We start from the raw sequence: 14,339 nt of genomic DNA on the forward strand, positions 1-14,339 counted from the left end.
CGAGGAAGTTACCAGATTCATAGTGTCTCAGGTCAATACCGATAAAGGCATTGATTTGATTGGCAGACTGAAAACGGCGAATATCTCCCAGTTCGCCAATAATACTTGTTGCAGTAGTCTCAGCGATTCCAGGAATAGAGCGCAGAATGTCATATTCAGGTAATGGCTGAGCTAGTTCCACCATTTCGTCTAAGACTGCCTGTCTCTGTTCAGAAAGTCTAAGCAATTCTTTTGTATAGTAACGGACCTCTTCCAGCATTGGAGAGTTTTTCTTGACGGCACAATACGATTGATTAGCTAGTGCTATCAGCTTCTCGGCTAAGTACGCCACACGCTTGTCCGAAATCCGTTTTGAAGTGGATTGACGAATGCTTTCTGAGAGTTTATCCTTGCTTAACTCAAGCACGAAGTCCTTGCAAGGAAAAGCTATAACTAAGTTCCAGTATTGTTCACCAGTTGGTGTTGATAAGATAGTTTCCAATTCAGGGAAAGTGACCTGTAAGACCTTGTGCAGGCGGTTTTTAGCCCGAACGATGTCCTCGGTCAGATTCTGATAGAATCGACTTAAATCTCGCAGATTTTGATAGACTTCTTCTTGGACATAGGTCGGTTTACGATTCAGTACAAACTGAGACTGAGCCAGTTTTTCAGCGTCAATTTGATCTGTTTTCCGCACACGCAAGCTATCCAGTTGCTTCTTAGCTTCTAAGGGATTGAGCCGTATATAAGCATAGCCATTATCTTCTAGAAAAGTTTGAAGACAACGAGAATAAACGCCTGTTGCTTCAAAGATGATTTCAGGCTTGTGGACGGTTTTCAAATCGCCAAGTAGCCGAGAAAAGCCAATGGCATCATTGGACATGGTATAGCCATGAACCTTCTCGCCATTGACTAGAATGGCTACTTCTGAACTTACCTTACTCACGTCAATTCCAAATACTACTCGCATGATATTACCTCTTTGTCTTGAATGATTCCTTGTTTTAGTGATGTCATTTTCAATACTCGACGTCTGGCGTCCCACATACTTTGATAACATTCTTTCTAAAACAGGTGCCTTGCCAGTTTTTGATGCGACGTCTAGCGTCAAAAAGTCCCTCGACTTAACAAGACACCTCTACTTTATCATAAAGAAAAAGTAGTGAGTACTTTCTCCCGTCGGAGATTTCCTCACTACTAATCTTAGTATGTTTTTGATCCATAAATATTTTTTATGGCTGGCTATAAATAATTTAAAATATACAAAAAAGAGAGAGCATGATAAGATAGTGTCTATACATTACGAAAGGAGGGCAGGATGGGGAAACCGATTATTGGCATCACCAGTAATGAAAAGCCTGTCGCAGAGGGGATTCCGATTATGAAGTTATCGGTGTCTCGTAACTTTGCAGATGGAATCAAGCGAGCGGGGGGCCTTCCTTTTTATATTCCCTTGTCTGGTGAAACGGATGTTGTTGACTATGTGTCGGCGATTGATAAGTTATTACTGACGGGTGGACAACATGTATTACCTCAGTTTTACGGTCAAGAAAAACTCATCGAAAGCGATGACTATTTCAAGGGACGTGACGAATTTGAACTGAAATTGGTCCACGAAGCCTTGAGACAGGAAAAACCGATTTTGGGGATTTGCAGGGGGATGCAGCTTTTCAATGTTGCACGTGGAGGAACTCTCAAACAAGCGGTAGAGGGGCATCGGTCCATGCCTTTTGATCTGATTCACCAGGTGGAATGTAAAGAGGCAACGCCTCTGGCTAGTATTTTTGGTCAGAGAGTAGCTGTCAATTCTATTCACAGCCAGGCGATAGAGAATCTGGGTCAGGGGCTAGAAGCGATTGCGCATTCTGTGGATGATGGTATTATTGAGGCTGTCCGATCAATGGATGAGACACGTTTTCTGGGTGTCCAGTGGCATCCGGAACTTCTGATTGATCAAAGTGGCGGTAATCAGAAGCTATTTGATTATTTTGTGCAGACCTTGTAGGTCTGACTTGCTTATACAAAAGGAGAATTACTATGAAATTAAGAACTATTCTATCACTGGCTGGTATCACAGCTCTTGCGGCAGTTGCTTTGGCAGCTTGCTCGTCTACCTTAAACTCATCAAACGCTAGTTCTTCAGAAGCGGATAAAAAAGAAACCATCGTAATGGGAACTGTTGGGACTACCAAACCTTTTTCTTATCGAGATGAGAATGGAGAGTTGACAGGGTTTGATATTGAATTGGCTCGAGCTATCTTTGATGGTTCTGACCAGTATGAATTGACCTTCGAAACAACAGATGGTAGTGGTCAATTCCCTGGCTTGGATTCAGGACGCTTTGATTTGTTAGGGAATAATACTTCCTATACAAAAGAGCGTGGTGAAAAATACCTCTATTCTTATCCAACGGCCTCTACACCGTCTGTTTTAGCTGTGCCAAAAGATACGGATATTCAGTCTTATGATGATATTGGTGGTCATTCTACACAGGTAGTTACAGGGACAACAACAGCTGCTCAGCTAGAGGAATACAATACTCAGCATACGGATAAACCAGTCGACATCAACTATACTGGTGAAAATATCACACAGATTTTGACCAATATAAATGATGGCAAGTATGATTTTAAAATTTTTGATGCCCCTACGGTTAATGCTATTATTGCAGATCAAAATTTGACAAATCTTAAAACAATCGAGCTTGAAGCAGCAGAAAAACCGTTTATTTACTATGTATTTTCTTCGGACAATACGGCTCTACAAAGCTTTGTCAACGACCGTATCAAGGCTTTGAACGAAGATGGGACTATTGCAAAATTGACAGAGCAATTCTTCGGAAAAGACTATGCTCCAACGGCAGAGGAACTAGCTGTTCCTAATGAATAGGAGTCGATAGTATTGTGACAGGAGGGAGCAGTCCAAGTGGGCTGTTCCTTTTTCATTGTCTTTTTATAATCATTAAGATTACTTATCACAGCCATAAAATATATATAAGGTTGATGTGGGTGGTTACATGATAAAATAGAGTATACGGCAGAAAATCTGTCATTTTTAAATGTTTGGAGAAGAGTATGATTGGTGTATTAGGAATAACAGGACCGGCATGGTATCAAGGTTTTTTAGAGTGGTTACCGGATGGTAAGCTATTTAGTATTAGGGCTGTTTTTGATGCCCTACCATCCATTATTGAACGTTTACCGATTACGATTGGCTTGACGCTCGCTGGTGCTTTTTTTGGTTTGATATTGGGCTTGGTTTTTGCGATTGTAAAGATTAATCGTGTGCGATTCTTATATCCCGTTCAGGCAGTTTTTGTTAGTTTTTTGCGAGGCACTCCTATTTTGGTGCAGCTGATGTTGACCTACTATGGAATTCCATTGGTTCTCAGAGGGCTTAATCAGGAATATGGTCTTGATTGGAATATCAATGCTATTCCTGCAGCTGTCTTTGCGATTACAGCCTTTGCATTTAATGAGGCAGCCTATATGAGTGAGTCTATTCGTGCTGCGATTCAGGCTGTTAGTCCAGGGGAGATTGAGGCAGCTCGTTCCTTAGGTATGACTTCTGGCCAGGTTTATCGTCGGATCATCATTCCTAATGCGGCTGTGATTGCAACTCCGTCGTTGATTAACACCTTGATTGGTCTGACTAAAGGAACTTCCCTAGCCTTCAGTGCGGGTATCGTTGAGGTCTATGCACAGGCACAGATTCAAGGTGGGGCAGACTATCGCTACTTTGAGCGGTACATTTCTGTCTCTTTGGTTTACTGGGCGCTCTCTGTTCTGATTGAGTCTTTCGGCCGTTTCCTTGAAAATAAAATGGCTATTCAGGCCCCTGAATCAGTAGATATTTCTGGAGTTGGAGGTGATCGCTAATGATTAAAATTCGCAATTTAGCCAAGGAATTTTCAGGACAAAAAGTACTAGATGGAATCGATATGGACATTGAAAAAGGGCAGGTTATTGCCCTTGTTGGACCATCTGGAGCAGGAAAATCAACAATTTTGCGTAGTCTGAACTATCTGGAGCAGGCAGATGCGGGGAGTATCGAAATTGATGGTTTTATAGTTGATTTTACCAATATTTCAAAAGAGGAGATATTGACCTTACGCCGCAAACTGGCTATGGTCTTTCAGCAGTTTAATCTGTTTGAACGAAAGACAGCTCTTGATAATGTCAAGGAAGGGCTTAAAATTGTCAAGCGGATGGATGATGCCTCTGCAACCGCCCTTGCCAAAGAAGAATTGAGAAAGGTCGGTCTGTCAGAACGTGAGAACCATTATCCAAGACATCTGTCAGGTGGTCAAAAGCAACGTGTGGCTCTTGCACGTGCTCTTGCCATGCAACCAGACATTTTGCTACTAGATGAGCCGACTTCGGCGCTTGATCCAGAGTTGGTTGGAGAAGTAGAACGTTCCATTGCCGATGCGGCTAAGACAGGACAAACGATGATTTTAGTTAGTCATGACATGAATTTCATTTACCAAGTGGCGGATAAGGTATTATTTCTAGAAAACGGTCGTATCCTGGAGCAGGGGACACCTGAGGAGCTTTTCCATCATCCTAAAGAAGAACGGACTAGAGAATTTTTCGCCTCTTATTCAAATCCTCAATTTTAAAGAGGCATGTGGTGACCCGCCCTAGCCTATTTTCAATACATAGAGCCAGCCCTGTTAGAGGGCTGTTTTTAGGTTTTCTGATAGAGAAGTTATATCTTTACCCCAATCTGTTTTCATATTTCAATCTAGTAATTCATCCTTGTCAAGTGGTGAAATTGAGCACTGTTGTTTTCCAATTGATAGAATTTTTGAGACCTATATATAGTGCATAGATAGGTTGTTTAATATTTTTTTACACAAGATATTGATTTTTGTTTTGTGAAGTGCTACACTAATAGAAGTGAAGAATTTTGGAGGTTTGTCAGATGAATGTGCAAGAAAATATCTTACCGAGTATAGAATTATTGGTTTTGAAACGTGATGGACGGACAGTATCCTTTGACCAGGATAAGATTTTTTCTGCTCTTCAGCGGGCAAACCAAGAATTAGAACATCCTGTTTCAGAGGCAGGGTTAAAAATTGTATTAGAAGCTGTTTTGGCTGAAATTGGTCGCCGATTTGAGAAAGATGTTCAAATTTACGAAATTCAAACGGTCGTTGAACAGGAATTGCTAAAGGCTCATTTATATGATTTGGCGGAGCTTTATATTCAATACCGAACACGCCGTGATTTTCGCCGTCATCAGGCTACCGATATTAATTTTGAGATTCATAAGCTGTTGAGCAAGGACCAGTCTGTGGTCAATGAAAATGCCAATAAGGATGCGGATGTGTTCAATACCCAACGGGACCTGACAGCAGGTATTGTCGGCAAGTCAATCGGTCTCAAATTATTGCCAGCTCATGTGGCCAACGCCCATCAAAAAGGCGACATCCACTACCACGACTTGGATTACAGCCCTTATACACCAATGACTAACTGTTGTTTGATTGATTTTAAAGGGATGTTAGCACAGGGCTTCAAGATAGGAAATGCGGATGTAGAAAGTCCAAAATCAATTCAAACAGCTACGGCTCAGATTTCACAAATCATTGCTAATGTGGCTTCTAGTCAATATGGTGGTTGCTCAGCTGACCGTATCGATGAAGTTTTGGCGCCCTATGCGGAACTCAATTACCAAAAGCATTTAAAAGATGCCAAGGATTGGGTGTTAGCAGACAAGCAAGAAGAATATGCGCGTGCTAAAACGCAAAAAGACATCTATGACGCTATGCAGTCTTTGGAGTATGAAATCAATACCCTTTTTACTTCCAATGGACAAACACCCTTTACCTCACTCGGTTTCGGGCTAGGGACATCGTGGTTTGAGAGAGAAATTCAAAAAGCGATTTTGAACATTCGTATCAAGGGTCTGGGGCGCGAAGGTCGGACAGCTATCTTTCCTAAGTTGATTTTCACAGTTAAGCGTGGCTTGAACTTGGAGCCAGATTCTCCAAACTATGACATCAAGCAATTAGCGATTGAATGTGCTACCAAGCGTATGTATCCAGATATGCTTTCTTATGACAAGATTGTTGAGTTGACAGGTTCCTTCAAGGTGCCAATGGGCTGCCGCTCTTTCCTTCAAGGTTGGAAGGATGAAAATGGCCAAGATGTGACATCTGGTCGTATGAACCTCGGTGTCGTGACCGTCAATTTGCCACGGATTGCCATGGAGTCTGCTGGAGACAAGGATAAGTTCTGGGAAATCTTTGCAGAACGTATGGCCATTGCCAAGGATGCTCTGGTCTATCGTGTGGAACGAGTGAAGGAGGCAACCCCGGCCAATGCTCCAATTCTCTATCAATATGGGGCATTCGGCAAACGCTTGGCTAAGACAGACGCAGTAGATGAAGTCTTTAAAAATCGTCGAGCAACCGTATCTTTGGGGTACATTGGTTTGTATGAAGTCGCAACAGTATTCTATGGTGGCGAATGGGAGACCAACCCAGAGGCAAAAGATTTCACGGTGGATATTATCAAGAAAATGAAAGCCTTGGTTGAAGACTGGTCGGATGAATATGGTTATCATTTCTCAGTTTATTCAACACCGTCTGAAAGCCTGACAGACCGTTTCTGCCGTATGGATACAGAGAAATTTGGCATTGTAAAGGACATTACGGATAAAGAATATTACACTAACAGTTTCCATTATGATGTACGCAAAAATCCAACACCATTTGAAAAACTGGACTTTGAGAAAATTTATCCTGCTGTAGGTGCCAGCGGTGGCTTTATCCATTACTGTGAATACCCTGTGCTGCAACAAAATCCAAAGGCCTTGGAAGCTGTTTGGGACTATGCCTATGACCGTGTAGGTTACTTGGGGACCAATACTCCGATTGACCATTGTTACGCTTGCGATTTTGAGGGCGATTTTGAGCCTACGGAGCGTGGCTTCAAGTGTCCAAGTTGCGGAAATAGTGATCCTAAATTGGTAGATGTTGTTAAACGAACTTGTGGTTATCTAGGCAATCCACAAGCCCGTCCGATGGTAAAAGGACGTCACAAGGAAATTTCGGCGCGTGTGAAACACATGAATGGGTCGAGCTTATAAGTAATAAACAGACTATGTAGAGCTTCCACAGTTCCAGTTAGCTGTGGAAGTTTATTATAAACGAACAAGAGATAAAAAAAGAGGAGAAAATAATGGGAAAATATCAATTAGACGATAAGGGGAAGGCCCTGGTGGCACGCTATCATGAGAAGAATTCTAATGTGAAGCAGGATAAAAAAGCGCGTGTGCAGGAATTGCTCAAACAAGTAAAAAACAAGAAAAAATAGTATGGACTATACAGATATTAGTATTCTCCATACCAATGATATGCATTCCTACATGGAGAATTTTCCAAAGAAGGCGCAACTGATTGCGGATATTCGGGATGGTAATGAGAAAAAGGGGATTCTGACCTACAGATAGGTCTCCACCCTCAGATGTGGGGCATTATCCCAGACAGTGAGGGTTTTATGGTCAATGGCAGAGCAGTCGAGCCAGATAAGATCTATCAGATTGTGACCAATTCTTTTGTCTGGAGCGGCAAGGACAATTATGATGATTTCCACAAGGCAGAAATTGTGCAGGACTTGGGACTGGATATTGACATCATCAGCGAATTTTTCAAGAGGCAATACGGAGGCTAGAATGGAACTAAGAAGACCAACTGTGGCAGATAAGGAAACGATTTTGGATATGTTGGCAGAGTTTGAAGCGGTAGGTTCTGCTATGGATGGGGGCTTTATCTCCAAAGATGTGGACTTTGAAGACTGGATTTTGAGAAACCAAGATTATGAGGCAGGTCTTAATCTACCAGACGGTTTTGTTCCTTCCATTCAATATGTATCATTTGACCAAACAGGTCGAGCCCTTGGTTTTCTCAGTCTACGCCTACGGCTCAACGATTTCCTGCTCAATAAAGGCGGTCACATCGGATATTCCATTCGCCCGACCGAGCGAGGAAAGGGCCATGCCAAGGAACAACTTCGACTTGGTTTGCAGGAAGCCGCAACCAAAAATATTTCCAAGGTCCTTGTGACCTGCTCGGCAGACAATCAAGCCAGTCGCCGCACGATTGTGGCTTGTGGTGGCGTTTTGGAAGATGTTCGAGACGGGGTAGAAAGATACTGGATTGAGGATTAATGGGAGTGACAAACTACTGAATCAAAACAGGAAAGGAATTGAGATTGGTTCTGCACTAGGCTTGCTGGGATCAATCCGAGCTAAAGCATTGGAAGTACCATTTATGGATAAAAACAGTCTGTGTACTGGTAAAACGAAACGATCAGATTTCATTTGCTTATGCTCAGGTATTTGAAATGAATAATCCTAAACCACAAGAATGGAAGAGCGAGGAACTTAGCCAAGGGCGAATAATGGACTACAAAGCCTTTAACTTTGTGGATGGAGAAGGAGTCCGTTGCTCTCTATATGTTAGTGGCTGTCTGTTTCACTGCGAGGGCTGCTACAATGTTGCAACCTGGTCTTTTAAAGCTGGGATTCCCTATACCAAGGAGCTTGAAGACCGCATTTTAGCAGACTTGGCCCAGCCCTATGTGCAGGGCCTAACCCTCTTGGGTGGCGAGCCTTTTCTGAATACGGGTACGGTCCTCCCACTCGTAAAGCGAATTCGGAAAGAACTGCCAGAAAAAGACATTTGGTCTTGGACAGGCTACACATGGGAAGAAATGATGTTAGAAACTCCGGATAAGTTAGAGTTACTATCCTGTTTAGATATTCTAGTTGACGGCCGCTATGACAAAAACAAACGCAACCTCATGTTGCAATTTCGAGGCTCATCGAATCAACGCATCATCGATGTACAGAAATCATTGCAGGAAAAACGAGTTGTCCTGTGGGATAAGTTAAAAAAATAGCCCTTCACAATGTGAAAGGGTTCTTTTTGACCAAAGTTTGACAAAATTCACTATTAAACGAGAAAAAGCCTTGCTAAACCAAGGCTTTCCTCATATCAACCAATCCTCCCTGTAGTCATTACAGGGTAGTTGGATGAAGTTTTAAAAAATAAAAGAATTAATGAAATCAAGGGTTTATCAATTTCTGAAGTTTGTCTATTAGCAATGAAAAGTAATATTTGTAGAACAAAAGTAGAACAAATTTAGAACAATTTTATAATATACCAAAGAGAATTAGCTTGACCAGTTCTTTTTGGTATGTTTTTTAAAAGAGGAAAATAAGGATAAACAGTAATAGTTTATTTGACTTACCATTCAAAATGTGATACGATGTATTTACAATATATAGCAAAGAGGTATATGTTATGTCAACTGTTGTAGTAAGAGTAGACGATAAACTAAAAGAGGATGCTGTGGACTTGTTTCAATCTTTAGGCTTGGATATGAGTACTGCTGTCAAGATGTTCCTTATCCAATCTGTTAAGACACAAAGTATTCCTTTCGAAATTAAGAGTAATCCAGTTGTATCTGATGAAGAGTTTCAAAAATTGGTAGAAATAAAATCAAAGGGTATCCTAGTTAGTGCGGATAACCCTGGAAGTATTGAAAAATTCTTTGGAAATGAAGATTTTTCGGAATATGAGGAATGTTTTAAATGAGTCAGATAGAAGTTTACTCTGTATTGGTTTCACGATATAATTATTCAGATGGTACAGGTTCAAAAATTCGTCCAGGGGTTGTTATCAAGTTTAATAATGAAATAATTCGAACTTATAGACTGACTAGTCAATACGAAAATAAGTCAGAATATATTAAGAGTCGGTATTTAGAAATCATAGATTGGGCTAAAGCAAATTTAAAAAAACCATCTTGGATAGATACAATACAGTATTATGATATTGAAAATAAAGGTTTTAATATCAAAATTATTGGCAAGTTGAGTGATAGGGATGTTGCTCGATTAAAAGAGTTTCTTAGAGACAGGGAGATATAAGATGAAAAAGATTGTTGGAATGTTAGCTGTAGTATTATCGTTGTTTGTATTGGCTGCTTGTGGTTCAAAAGAGGAAAGTTTAGATGGGGAATATCATTGGTATGGTCTATCATCTAATACCAATGAAATGATGGTATCAAAAGTAGAAAAAATTGAAATAGAAGGTGTGTCGGGAACTCTTGAGGATTGGAAGGAATTTGCAGTTGATAAAGAGAAGAAGATATTGATTTTTGAGAATCGGAGTATGCCGTATGTATTTAAAGATAATGTTTTGAGTTTTAATGGTGATACCTATGTTAAGGTAGGGACGGAGAAATATAAAGAAATTTATGCGGAATATGAAGAAACATTGAAAAAATACGATAAAGAATAAAAGACTAGAATTTCTAGTCTTTTTATCTGTTTATAATGAGACTTGCAAGAATGCCAGATGCCGTCCCTGATATAATATCCTTGATTAGAGTGTTATTAAAGAGTGACTTGTTTTTAGAGGCAACATCGTCAAATTTAGCTGAATTTTGTTCTTTCGTTGCTTCTAATAACTGATTAAAGATAGCCAAAACATCTTCGGAGAGTAACTGTTGATTTTCGGAGATGATTTTCTGTAAACTATCGGCTAATTCGTCCCAAGGGATAGCCTCTCCATTTTTAATACTTGTATTTTCGGAATCTGTTGTGATGTTAGAATTTGAGATGATGTCACCATTATATGAAGTTGTGTTATTGTTTCCTAAAACGGTTTTATTATGATTACCTGAAATATTTGTTTGGGCACTTCCAGATTTAAAGATAGTTTGATTTTCGATTTTTTCATTTTTTATATCAATAATAATATTTGAATTCTTGTTGCTATTGAAAGTCTGGGTAACAGTATCAAATACTAAATCTCTAAATTCTTTGTTAGCAAAATATAAATAATAATTCTTACTTGACCCGAGATTAAACAATAGAAAATATTTTTTTGTTAAATGATTTTTGTATTTAATATATACCATAGCAGCATAGATGAAAAATATGGTGATACTCCAAAGTTGTGGAATCCAATTATTTATAAAAAGAAAGAATAGTGTTGCTAGTATAAAATAGTCTACAATACTTACTGGTGATTTGAATTCACTTTTCGAGAGCATAGATATATTATGGAGTTGAATACTATTATCTCTAGTGGTTATTATATTATTTTTTATAATTAAATTATCTGTCTCGATAGTAGAAGTATCGTTTGGTTTTAAATTTTTTAGTTTTTCAAGTAGTTCATCCATAAATAAAATCTCCTTAATTATTGTATTTTATATAATTTAATTAATATGCTAATGTAAACCAAGTATCCTTACTAACTTTCATAGCCTGTTCACTTGTCAATTTTGTTGTGTCCCAAACATAGTAAAATTCTATACCTCTGCCCCATTGCCAGCCTGTAGATAGATTGCTAGAGAGTGTATCTCGAAAGGCAGTCTCAAGAAGTTGTGGGATTTGTAAGCTAGTGACAATATCATTGTTTTCCAGTAGGTATTCTAAGTGTTCTAGTGGGTCTATTTTAACGTTTTGATAGTCTTGTATCAGTTTATCCGAAAGTTGCTCTAAGCAGTCTCTAAGGTCGTTATTTTTACGTGTAAGATAGTCTAGGATAATAGTATCTATTTCATTATTAGTCAGATTACTCTTATCAATGAGAAGTTGTTTTAATCTGATTTTTAAGGCTTCGGTTGAAATACCGAGGTCTTTTGTAATGTCTTGAAAGGTTCTGTTACCTAAGATAATTTTTCCATATAGGATAATATCTGGAGCTAGGATATGCCCTGCAAACAGATTGGCTTCTACTTCTTGGGGAATATTTTCTTCTGAGTAAGTAAAAATAGTTCCCTGGTGTTTTAGCAGAAAATGACCGAGTTCATGACATTTTGTAAAATTCTGCCTGTGTTCGTGATGATCACGTTGGTAAGAGATAGACGAATGACCGTGCTTATCAATGATAGATAGCCCTGCTATATCATTGTGTAAATTGTGTTCCATGACAAGGATGTTGAGTTTATTTGTCATATAGTCAAAGAATGAATGGTAGGAATACTGGTGTGTCTTAATACTATTCATTTTCATGTATTTATAGATATAGTCCTGGGCAATTGAGATAATTTTACTTGTCACGATTAGCCAGTTCTCTTTCCTCAATTAGTCGTTTTCTTTCTAACAGGAAGTTTTTGAGGTCTGCTTCAAGTTGACTTTTTTCTTCAGTAGACATACCTTTGGAAGTATTACGATATAACATTTCAAAATCATCAAGATCTATTTCTTCCTCAGGATTTCGAATGTCTGAATTTCCCAACAAATAGTCAGTAGAAACATTGAAAAAGTCAGCTAGTTTTTCTAAACTTTCCTTAGAAGGACTACGTAAACCTTTCTCCCATTGAGCATAACTCTGTGGACTTGTATTAAAATTATCAGCTATGTTCTTTTGAGTAAGACCAGCTTCTTTTCGTAGTTGTTTTAGGCGTTCTGAGAACATAGTTTTACCTTTCAAAAATTTTTTAAATTTTTAATGAAAAATTGTTGACAAAGTAATCAAGTGATTATATAATAGATGATGTAATCAGATGATTACCAAAGCAAAAACGATTATAACATACGAGAGTATGTTGAGGAGTTACTTTTAAAAAGATTCTCCTTAATCTGTTAAATGTTCGTTGAAAACAAAATAAAAAGTGCGTCAGACAACCTGTACAAGACTGGCTGGACCAACACACGAATAATAAATGTGGTAATTTAATTATACGTGTAAAAGTTCAAAAAGTCAAGTATTGTTGGAGAGATTGTAGGTTTTACGTACTAAGTGTTTATGCTCCTTTCCCTGTGTAGAGCGAAAAAGGAGAACTGCTACCGAAGTTAGTAGGTGGAGGCGAGGTCGAATTTTCTATCTTTATTCGGAAAAGGAGACAAAGCGGGCGGTGTGTGAGTCAAGTTTGTGACTTGCTAAAGGATAAGGTGTTGAGGACGAGGTGCTGATACCACTAGAAATCTGTGACTTATCCGAGGTAAAGAAGGGAAGTTGTTGTGAAACAACCTGAAACTTTACCGAGTTAAGAATAGGACTTAGTGTGCGAAGATACGAGCATGCAACATTTCTTATCCAGACGATTTGTAAGCACAAGTCGTCTTTTTAAGTTTAACAACAGGAAAGTCATTGTTTACTAACTAGGTTTCGTCCTGTAGATAATGACTTTATTTAAAAAGGGTAACAAGGAGACTTGCTACTCTTTTTAAGTGAAAAAATCATGAGGTAAAACAAAATGCTTATGGAAATATTAAAATGTTTATTAGTTTATTTAGGGACAAAGCTATTTGCGGTATTATTTTTGTATTTGGCATCTGTATATTGTGATGATGACGATTTATTCAAAGAATGTCTTCCAGTAACCTATTGGGAGTTCATAGCTGTATACAAGCTATTGAAAATGCTAGTAAATAAATTCAAAAAAATAAAATAATGAAAAAAGCCACGGTAAGTCATCATGGCTTTTATTCATTTACATAGGGCAGTAAGTTACAAAAACATCTTCTCAAATCAATATATAAAATTTTCTCCAAATTAGAATATCCCACTAATACACTTACTGCTCTATTTAAGTGAATAATCACTTCAAAAACTACAGAAAGGAATTAGGAACGAATGTGGAAATGAAAGTTACTGATAAAAGTATTTATAATTTCGCAGGTCAGGTAATTGGAAAAAATTGGGGACTAGAGGTCATCCCAACTGACCCAGCCGAAAAATCCTTTTCACCAATTTACCCATACTCAAACAATAAAGAATCTCTAGAAGAATTTATTTCAATGTATAAAGAAGAGTTAGAGTCATTTTTCGAGTCAGGAGAACGTTTATACTTCTGTCGTCACGTTTGGGAAAACAATACAGAACGTCGGGAACAAATGAAAGAAATTTGGTATCGTAAAGGTGTGATTATCAATTAAAAGAAAGTGAGATATTAAAATATGTTAGGAACTAGACTACAGACCCTACGGATTGATAATGGAAAAAACAAAGAAGAGTTATCTATCTATTTAAACATGACGGTAGATGCTTATAGTAGATATGAAACAGGTAAACGTCAACCAAGTGTAGATAATCTAGTAAAAATAGCCATTTTCTATGGAGTTAGTTTAGATTATCTTTTAGGTCGTGATGATATTGAAATACCTGTCTTTGACCGTGAAAGTGTTGTATCTTATAGAGATTTTGTTGAATTAGGAGTGAATCCTAAGTTAGCTCATGGAATTGTTGCACAAATTGATGGTTCAAAACCATTTGAGGAACGTATTCGTCGCTCTGTAGATGATAAGACAAAGTTTGTTACCAGGGATGAGGTGAAGGCCTTATTAAAAGGTCTATTCAATTTACTATAGCTATTATAAGAAAGTTG

Annotated in this window: 19 protein-coding genes; 15 read left to right on the forward strand and 4 right to left on the reverse strand. The window is 38.5% G+C overall.

Features of this window, described 5'->3' with window-relative positions; genetic code table 11:
* On the reverse strand, positions 1–949 hold a 949-nt coding region (locus K5Q34_RS10940; RefSeq protein ID WP_301182777.1), incomplete at its 3' end, for an IS110 family transposase.
* Between the two features lie 348 nt (positions 950–1,297).
* Here K5Q34_RS10940 and K5Q34_RS10945 point away from each other — a divergent pair.
* The 13 genes from K5Q34_RS10945 (at position 1,298) to K5Q34_RS10995 (ending at position 10,297) form a co-directional block, all read left to right on the forward strand.
* The gene (locus K5Q34_RS10945; RefSeq protein ID WP_221864997.1) at positions 1,298–1,984 is read left to right on the forward strand and encodes a gamma-glutamyl-gamma-aminobutyrate hydrolase family protein; all 687 of its coding nucleotides are present in this window, start codon (positions 1,298–1,300) and stop codon (positions 1,982–1,984) included.
* 32 nt (positions 1,985–2,016) lie between these two features.
* Entirely contained in the window at positions 2,017–2,868 is an 852-nt protein-coding gene (locus K5Q34_RS10950; protein ID WP_221864998.1) for an amino acid ABC transporter substrate-binding protein, read from the forward strand.
* A gap of 185 nt (positions 2,869–3,053) precedes the next feature.
* Positions 3,054–3,857 (forward strand): amino acid ABC transporter permease, encoded by an 804-nt coding sequence (locus K5Q34_RS10955; RefSeq protein ID WP_014637221.1) that lies wholly within the window; start codon positions 3,054–3,056, stop codon positions 3,855–3,857.
* Entirely contained in the window at positions 3,857–4,600 is a 744-nt protein-coding gene (locus tag K5Q34_RS10960; RefSeq protein ID WP_221864999.1) for an amino acid ABC transporter ATP-binding protein, read from the forward strand. Before K5Q34_RS10955 ends, K5Q34_RS10960 begins: the two co-directional genes overlap by 1 nt.
* Before the next feature lie 305 nt (positions 4,601–4,905).
* Positions 4,906–7,077 (forward strand): anaerobic ribonucleoside-triphosphate reductase, encoded by a 2,172-nt coding sequence (nrdD, locus tag K5Q34_RS10965; protein WP_172114867.1) that lies wholly within the window; start codon positions 4,906–4,908, stop codon positions 7,075–7,077.
* A gap of 92 nt (positions 7,078–7,169) precedes the next feature.
* Positions 7,170–7,304, forward strand: coding sequence for a hypothetical protein (locus tag K5Q34_RS11865; RefSeq protein WP_032499794.1), 135 nt, complete (start codon positions 7,170–7,172; stop codon positions 7,302–7,304).
* Between the two features lies 1 nt (position 7,305).
* Entirely contained in the window at positions 7,306–7,440 is a 135-nt protein-coding gene (locus K5Q34_RS11870) for a hypothetical protein (protein WP_260619451.1), read from the forward strand.
* Positions 7,441–7,487: 47 nt separating this feature from the next.
* Positions 7,488–7,661: a metallophosphoesterase gene (locus tag K5Q34_RS10970; RefSeq protein ID WP_253214120.1), complete on the forward strand. Its 174-nt coding sequence runs from the start codon at positions 7,488–7,490 to the stop codon at positions 7,659–7,661.
* A gap of 1 nt (position 7,662) precedes the next feature.
* Positions 7,663–8,157 carry a GNAT family N-acetyltransferase gene (locus K5Q34_RS10975; protein ID WP_172114871.1) on the forward strand — a complete coding sequence of 165 codons (495 nt, stop codon included), beginning with the start codon at positions 7,663–7,665 and terminating at the stop codon, positions 8,155–8,157.
* Positions 8,158–8,333: 176 nt separating this feature from the next.
* Positions 8,334–8,891 (forward strand): anaerobic ribonucleoside-triphosphate reductase activating protein, encoded by a 558-nt coding sequence (nrdG, locus tag K5Q34_RS10980; RefSeq protein ID WP_172114873.1) that lies wholly within the window; start codon positions 8,334–8,336, stop codon positions 8,889–8,891.
* 404 nt (positions 8,892–9,295) lie between these two features.
* Positions 9,296–9,589 (forward strand): type II toxin-antitoxin system RelB/DinJ family antitoxin, encoded by a 294-nt coding sequence (locus K5Q34_RS10985; protein WP_105143707.1) that lies wholly within the window; start codon positions 9,296–9,298, stop codon positions 9,587–9,589.
* Complete coding sequence (locus K5Q34_RS10990; protein WP_221865000.1) at positions 9,586–9,924, forward strand: hypothetical protein; 339 nt, start codon at positions 9,586–9,588, stop codon at positions 9,922–9,924. Before K5Q34_RS10985 ends, K5Q34_RS10990 begins: the two co-directional genes overlap by 4 nt.
* A gap of 1 nt (position 9,925) precedes the next feature.
* Positions 9,926–10,297, forward strand: a complete 372-nt coding sequence (locus K5Q34_RS10995) for a hypothetical protein (protein WP_205028569.1) — start codon at positions 9,926–9,928, stop codon at positions 10,295–10,297.
* A 22-nt stretch (positions 10,298–10,319) separates the two neighbouring features.
* Here the strand turns inward: K5Q34_RS10995 and K5Q34_RS11000 are convergent, their stop codons facing one another.
* The 3 genes from K5Q34_RS11000 to K5Q34_RS11010 are packed head-to-tail and all read right to left on the reverse strand — an operon-like array spanning position 10,320 to position 12,427.
* Positions 10,320–11,186: a hypothetical protein gene (locus tag K5Q34_RS11000; protein WP_205028568.1), complete on the reverse strand. Its 867-nt coding sequence runs from the start codon at positions 11,184–11,186 to the stop codon at positions 10,320–10,322.
* A gap of 40 nt (positions 11,187–11,226) precedes the next feature.
* Positions 11,227–12,069 carry an ImmA/IrrE family metallo-endopeptidase gene (locus K5Q34_RS11005; RefSeq protein WP_205028567.1) on the reverse strand — a complete coding sequence of 281 codons (843 nt, stop codon included), beginning with the start codon at positions 12,067–12,069 and terminating at the stop codon, positions 11,227–11,229.
* A complete protein-coding gene (locus tag K5Q34_RS11010; protein ID WP_205028566.1) occupies positions 12,059–12,427 on the reverse strand; it encodes a helix-turn-helix domain-containing protein in 369 nt (122 codons plus the stop codon). The genes K5Q34_RS11005 and K5Q34_RS11010 overlap by 11 nt, the downstream gene beginning before the upstream one ends.
* 1,169 nt (positions 12,428–13,596) lie before the next feature.
* Between K5Q34_RS11010 and K5Q34_RS11015 the strand changes: the two genes are divergently transcribed.
* Complete coding sequence (locus tag K5Q34_RS11015) at positions 13,597–13,890, forward strand: hypothetical protein (protein ID WP_221865001.1); 294 nt, start codon at positions 13,597–13,599, stop codon at positions 13,888–13,890.
* Positions 13,891–13,911: 21 nt separating this feature from the next.
* Positions 13,912–14,322 (forward strand): helix-turn-helix domain-containing protein, encoded by a 411-nt coding sequence (locus tag K5Q34_RS11020; protein ID WP_184495788.1) that lies wholly within the window; start codon positions 13,912–13,914, stop codon positions 14,320–14,322.
* The last annotated feature ends 17 nt before the right edge of the window (positions 14,323–14,339 follow it).

Origin of the sequence: Streptococcus sp. 2018110 (genome assembly GCF_019754115.1) — a bacterium.
In the GTDB taxonomy this organism is placed as follows: Bacteria; Bacillota; Bacilli; order Lactobacillales; family Streptococcaceae; genus Streptococcus; species Streptococcus hashimotonensis.

Coding starts and splice junctions, on each gene's coding strand:
- nrdG (WP_172114873.1), top strand. CDS start 8,334: ATGAATAATCCTAAACCACAAGAATGGAAGAGCGAGGAACTTAGCCAA.
- K5Q34_RS10960 (WP_221864999.1), top strand. CDS start 3,857: ATGATTAAAATTCGCAATTTAGCCAAGGAATTTTCAGGACAAAAAGTA.
- K5Q34_RS10985 (WP_105143707.1), top strand. CDS start 9,296: ATGTCAACTGTTGTAGTAAGAGTAGACGATAAACTAAAAGAGGATGCT.
- K5Q34_RS11020 (WP_184495788.1), top strand. CDS start 13,912: ATGTTAGGAACTAGACTACAGACCCTACGGATTGATAATGGAAAAAAC.
- K5Q34_RS11015 (WP_221865001.1), top strand. CDS start 13,597: ATGAAAGTTACTGATAAAAGTATTTATAATTTCGCAGGTCAGGTAATT.
- K5Q34_RS11865 (WP_032499794.1), top strand. CDS start 7,170: ATGGGAAAATATCAATTAGACGATAAGGGGAAGGCCCTGGTGGCACGC.
- K5Q34_RS11000 (WP_205028568.1), bottom strand. CDS start 11,186: ATGGATGAACTACTTGAAAAACTAAAAAATTTAAAACCAAACGATACT.
- K5Q34_RS10970 (WP_253214120.1), top strand. CDS start 7,488: ATGGTCAATGGCAGAGCAGTCGAGCCAGATAAGATCTATCAGATTGTG.
- K5Q34_RS10945 (WP_221864997.1), top strand. CDS start 1,298: ATGGGGAAACCGATTATTGGCATCACCAGTAATGAAAAGCCTGTCGCA.
- K5Q34_RS10990 (WP_221865000.1), top strand. CDS start 9,586: ATGAGTCAGATAGAAGTTTACTCTGTATTGGTTTCACGATATAATTAT.
- K5Q34_RS11010 (WP_205028566.1), bottom strand. CDS start 12,427: ATGTTCTCAGAACGCCTAAAACAACTACGAAAAGAAGCTGGTCTTACT.
- K5Q34_RS10975 (WP_172114871.1), top strand. CDS start 7,663: ATGGAACTAAGAAGACCAACTGTGGCAGATAAGGAAACGATTTTGGAT.
- K5Q34_RS10950 (WP_221864998.1), top strand. CDS start 2,017: ATGAAATTAAGAACTATTCTATCACTGGCTGGTATCACAGCTCTTGCG.
- nrdD (WP_172114867.1), top strand. CDS start 4,906: ATGAATGTGCAAGAAAATATCTTACCGAGTATAGAATTATTGGTTTTG.
- K5Q34_RS11870 (WP_260619451.1), top strand. CDS start 7,306: ATGGACTATACAGATATTAGTATTCTCCATACCAATGATATGCATTCC.
- K5Q34_RS10995 (WP_205028569.1), top strand. CDS start 9,926: ATGAAAAAGATTGTTGGAATGTTAGCTGTAGTATTATCGTTGTTTGTA.
- K5Q34_RS10955 (WP_014637221.1), top strand. CDS start 3,054: ATGATTGGTGTATTAGGAATAACAGGACCGGCATGGTATCAAGGTTTT.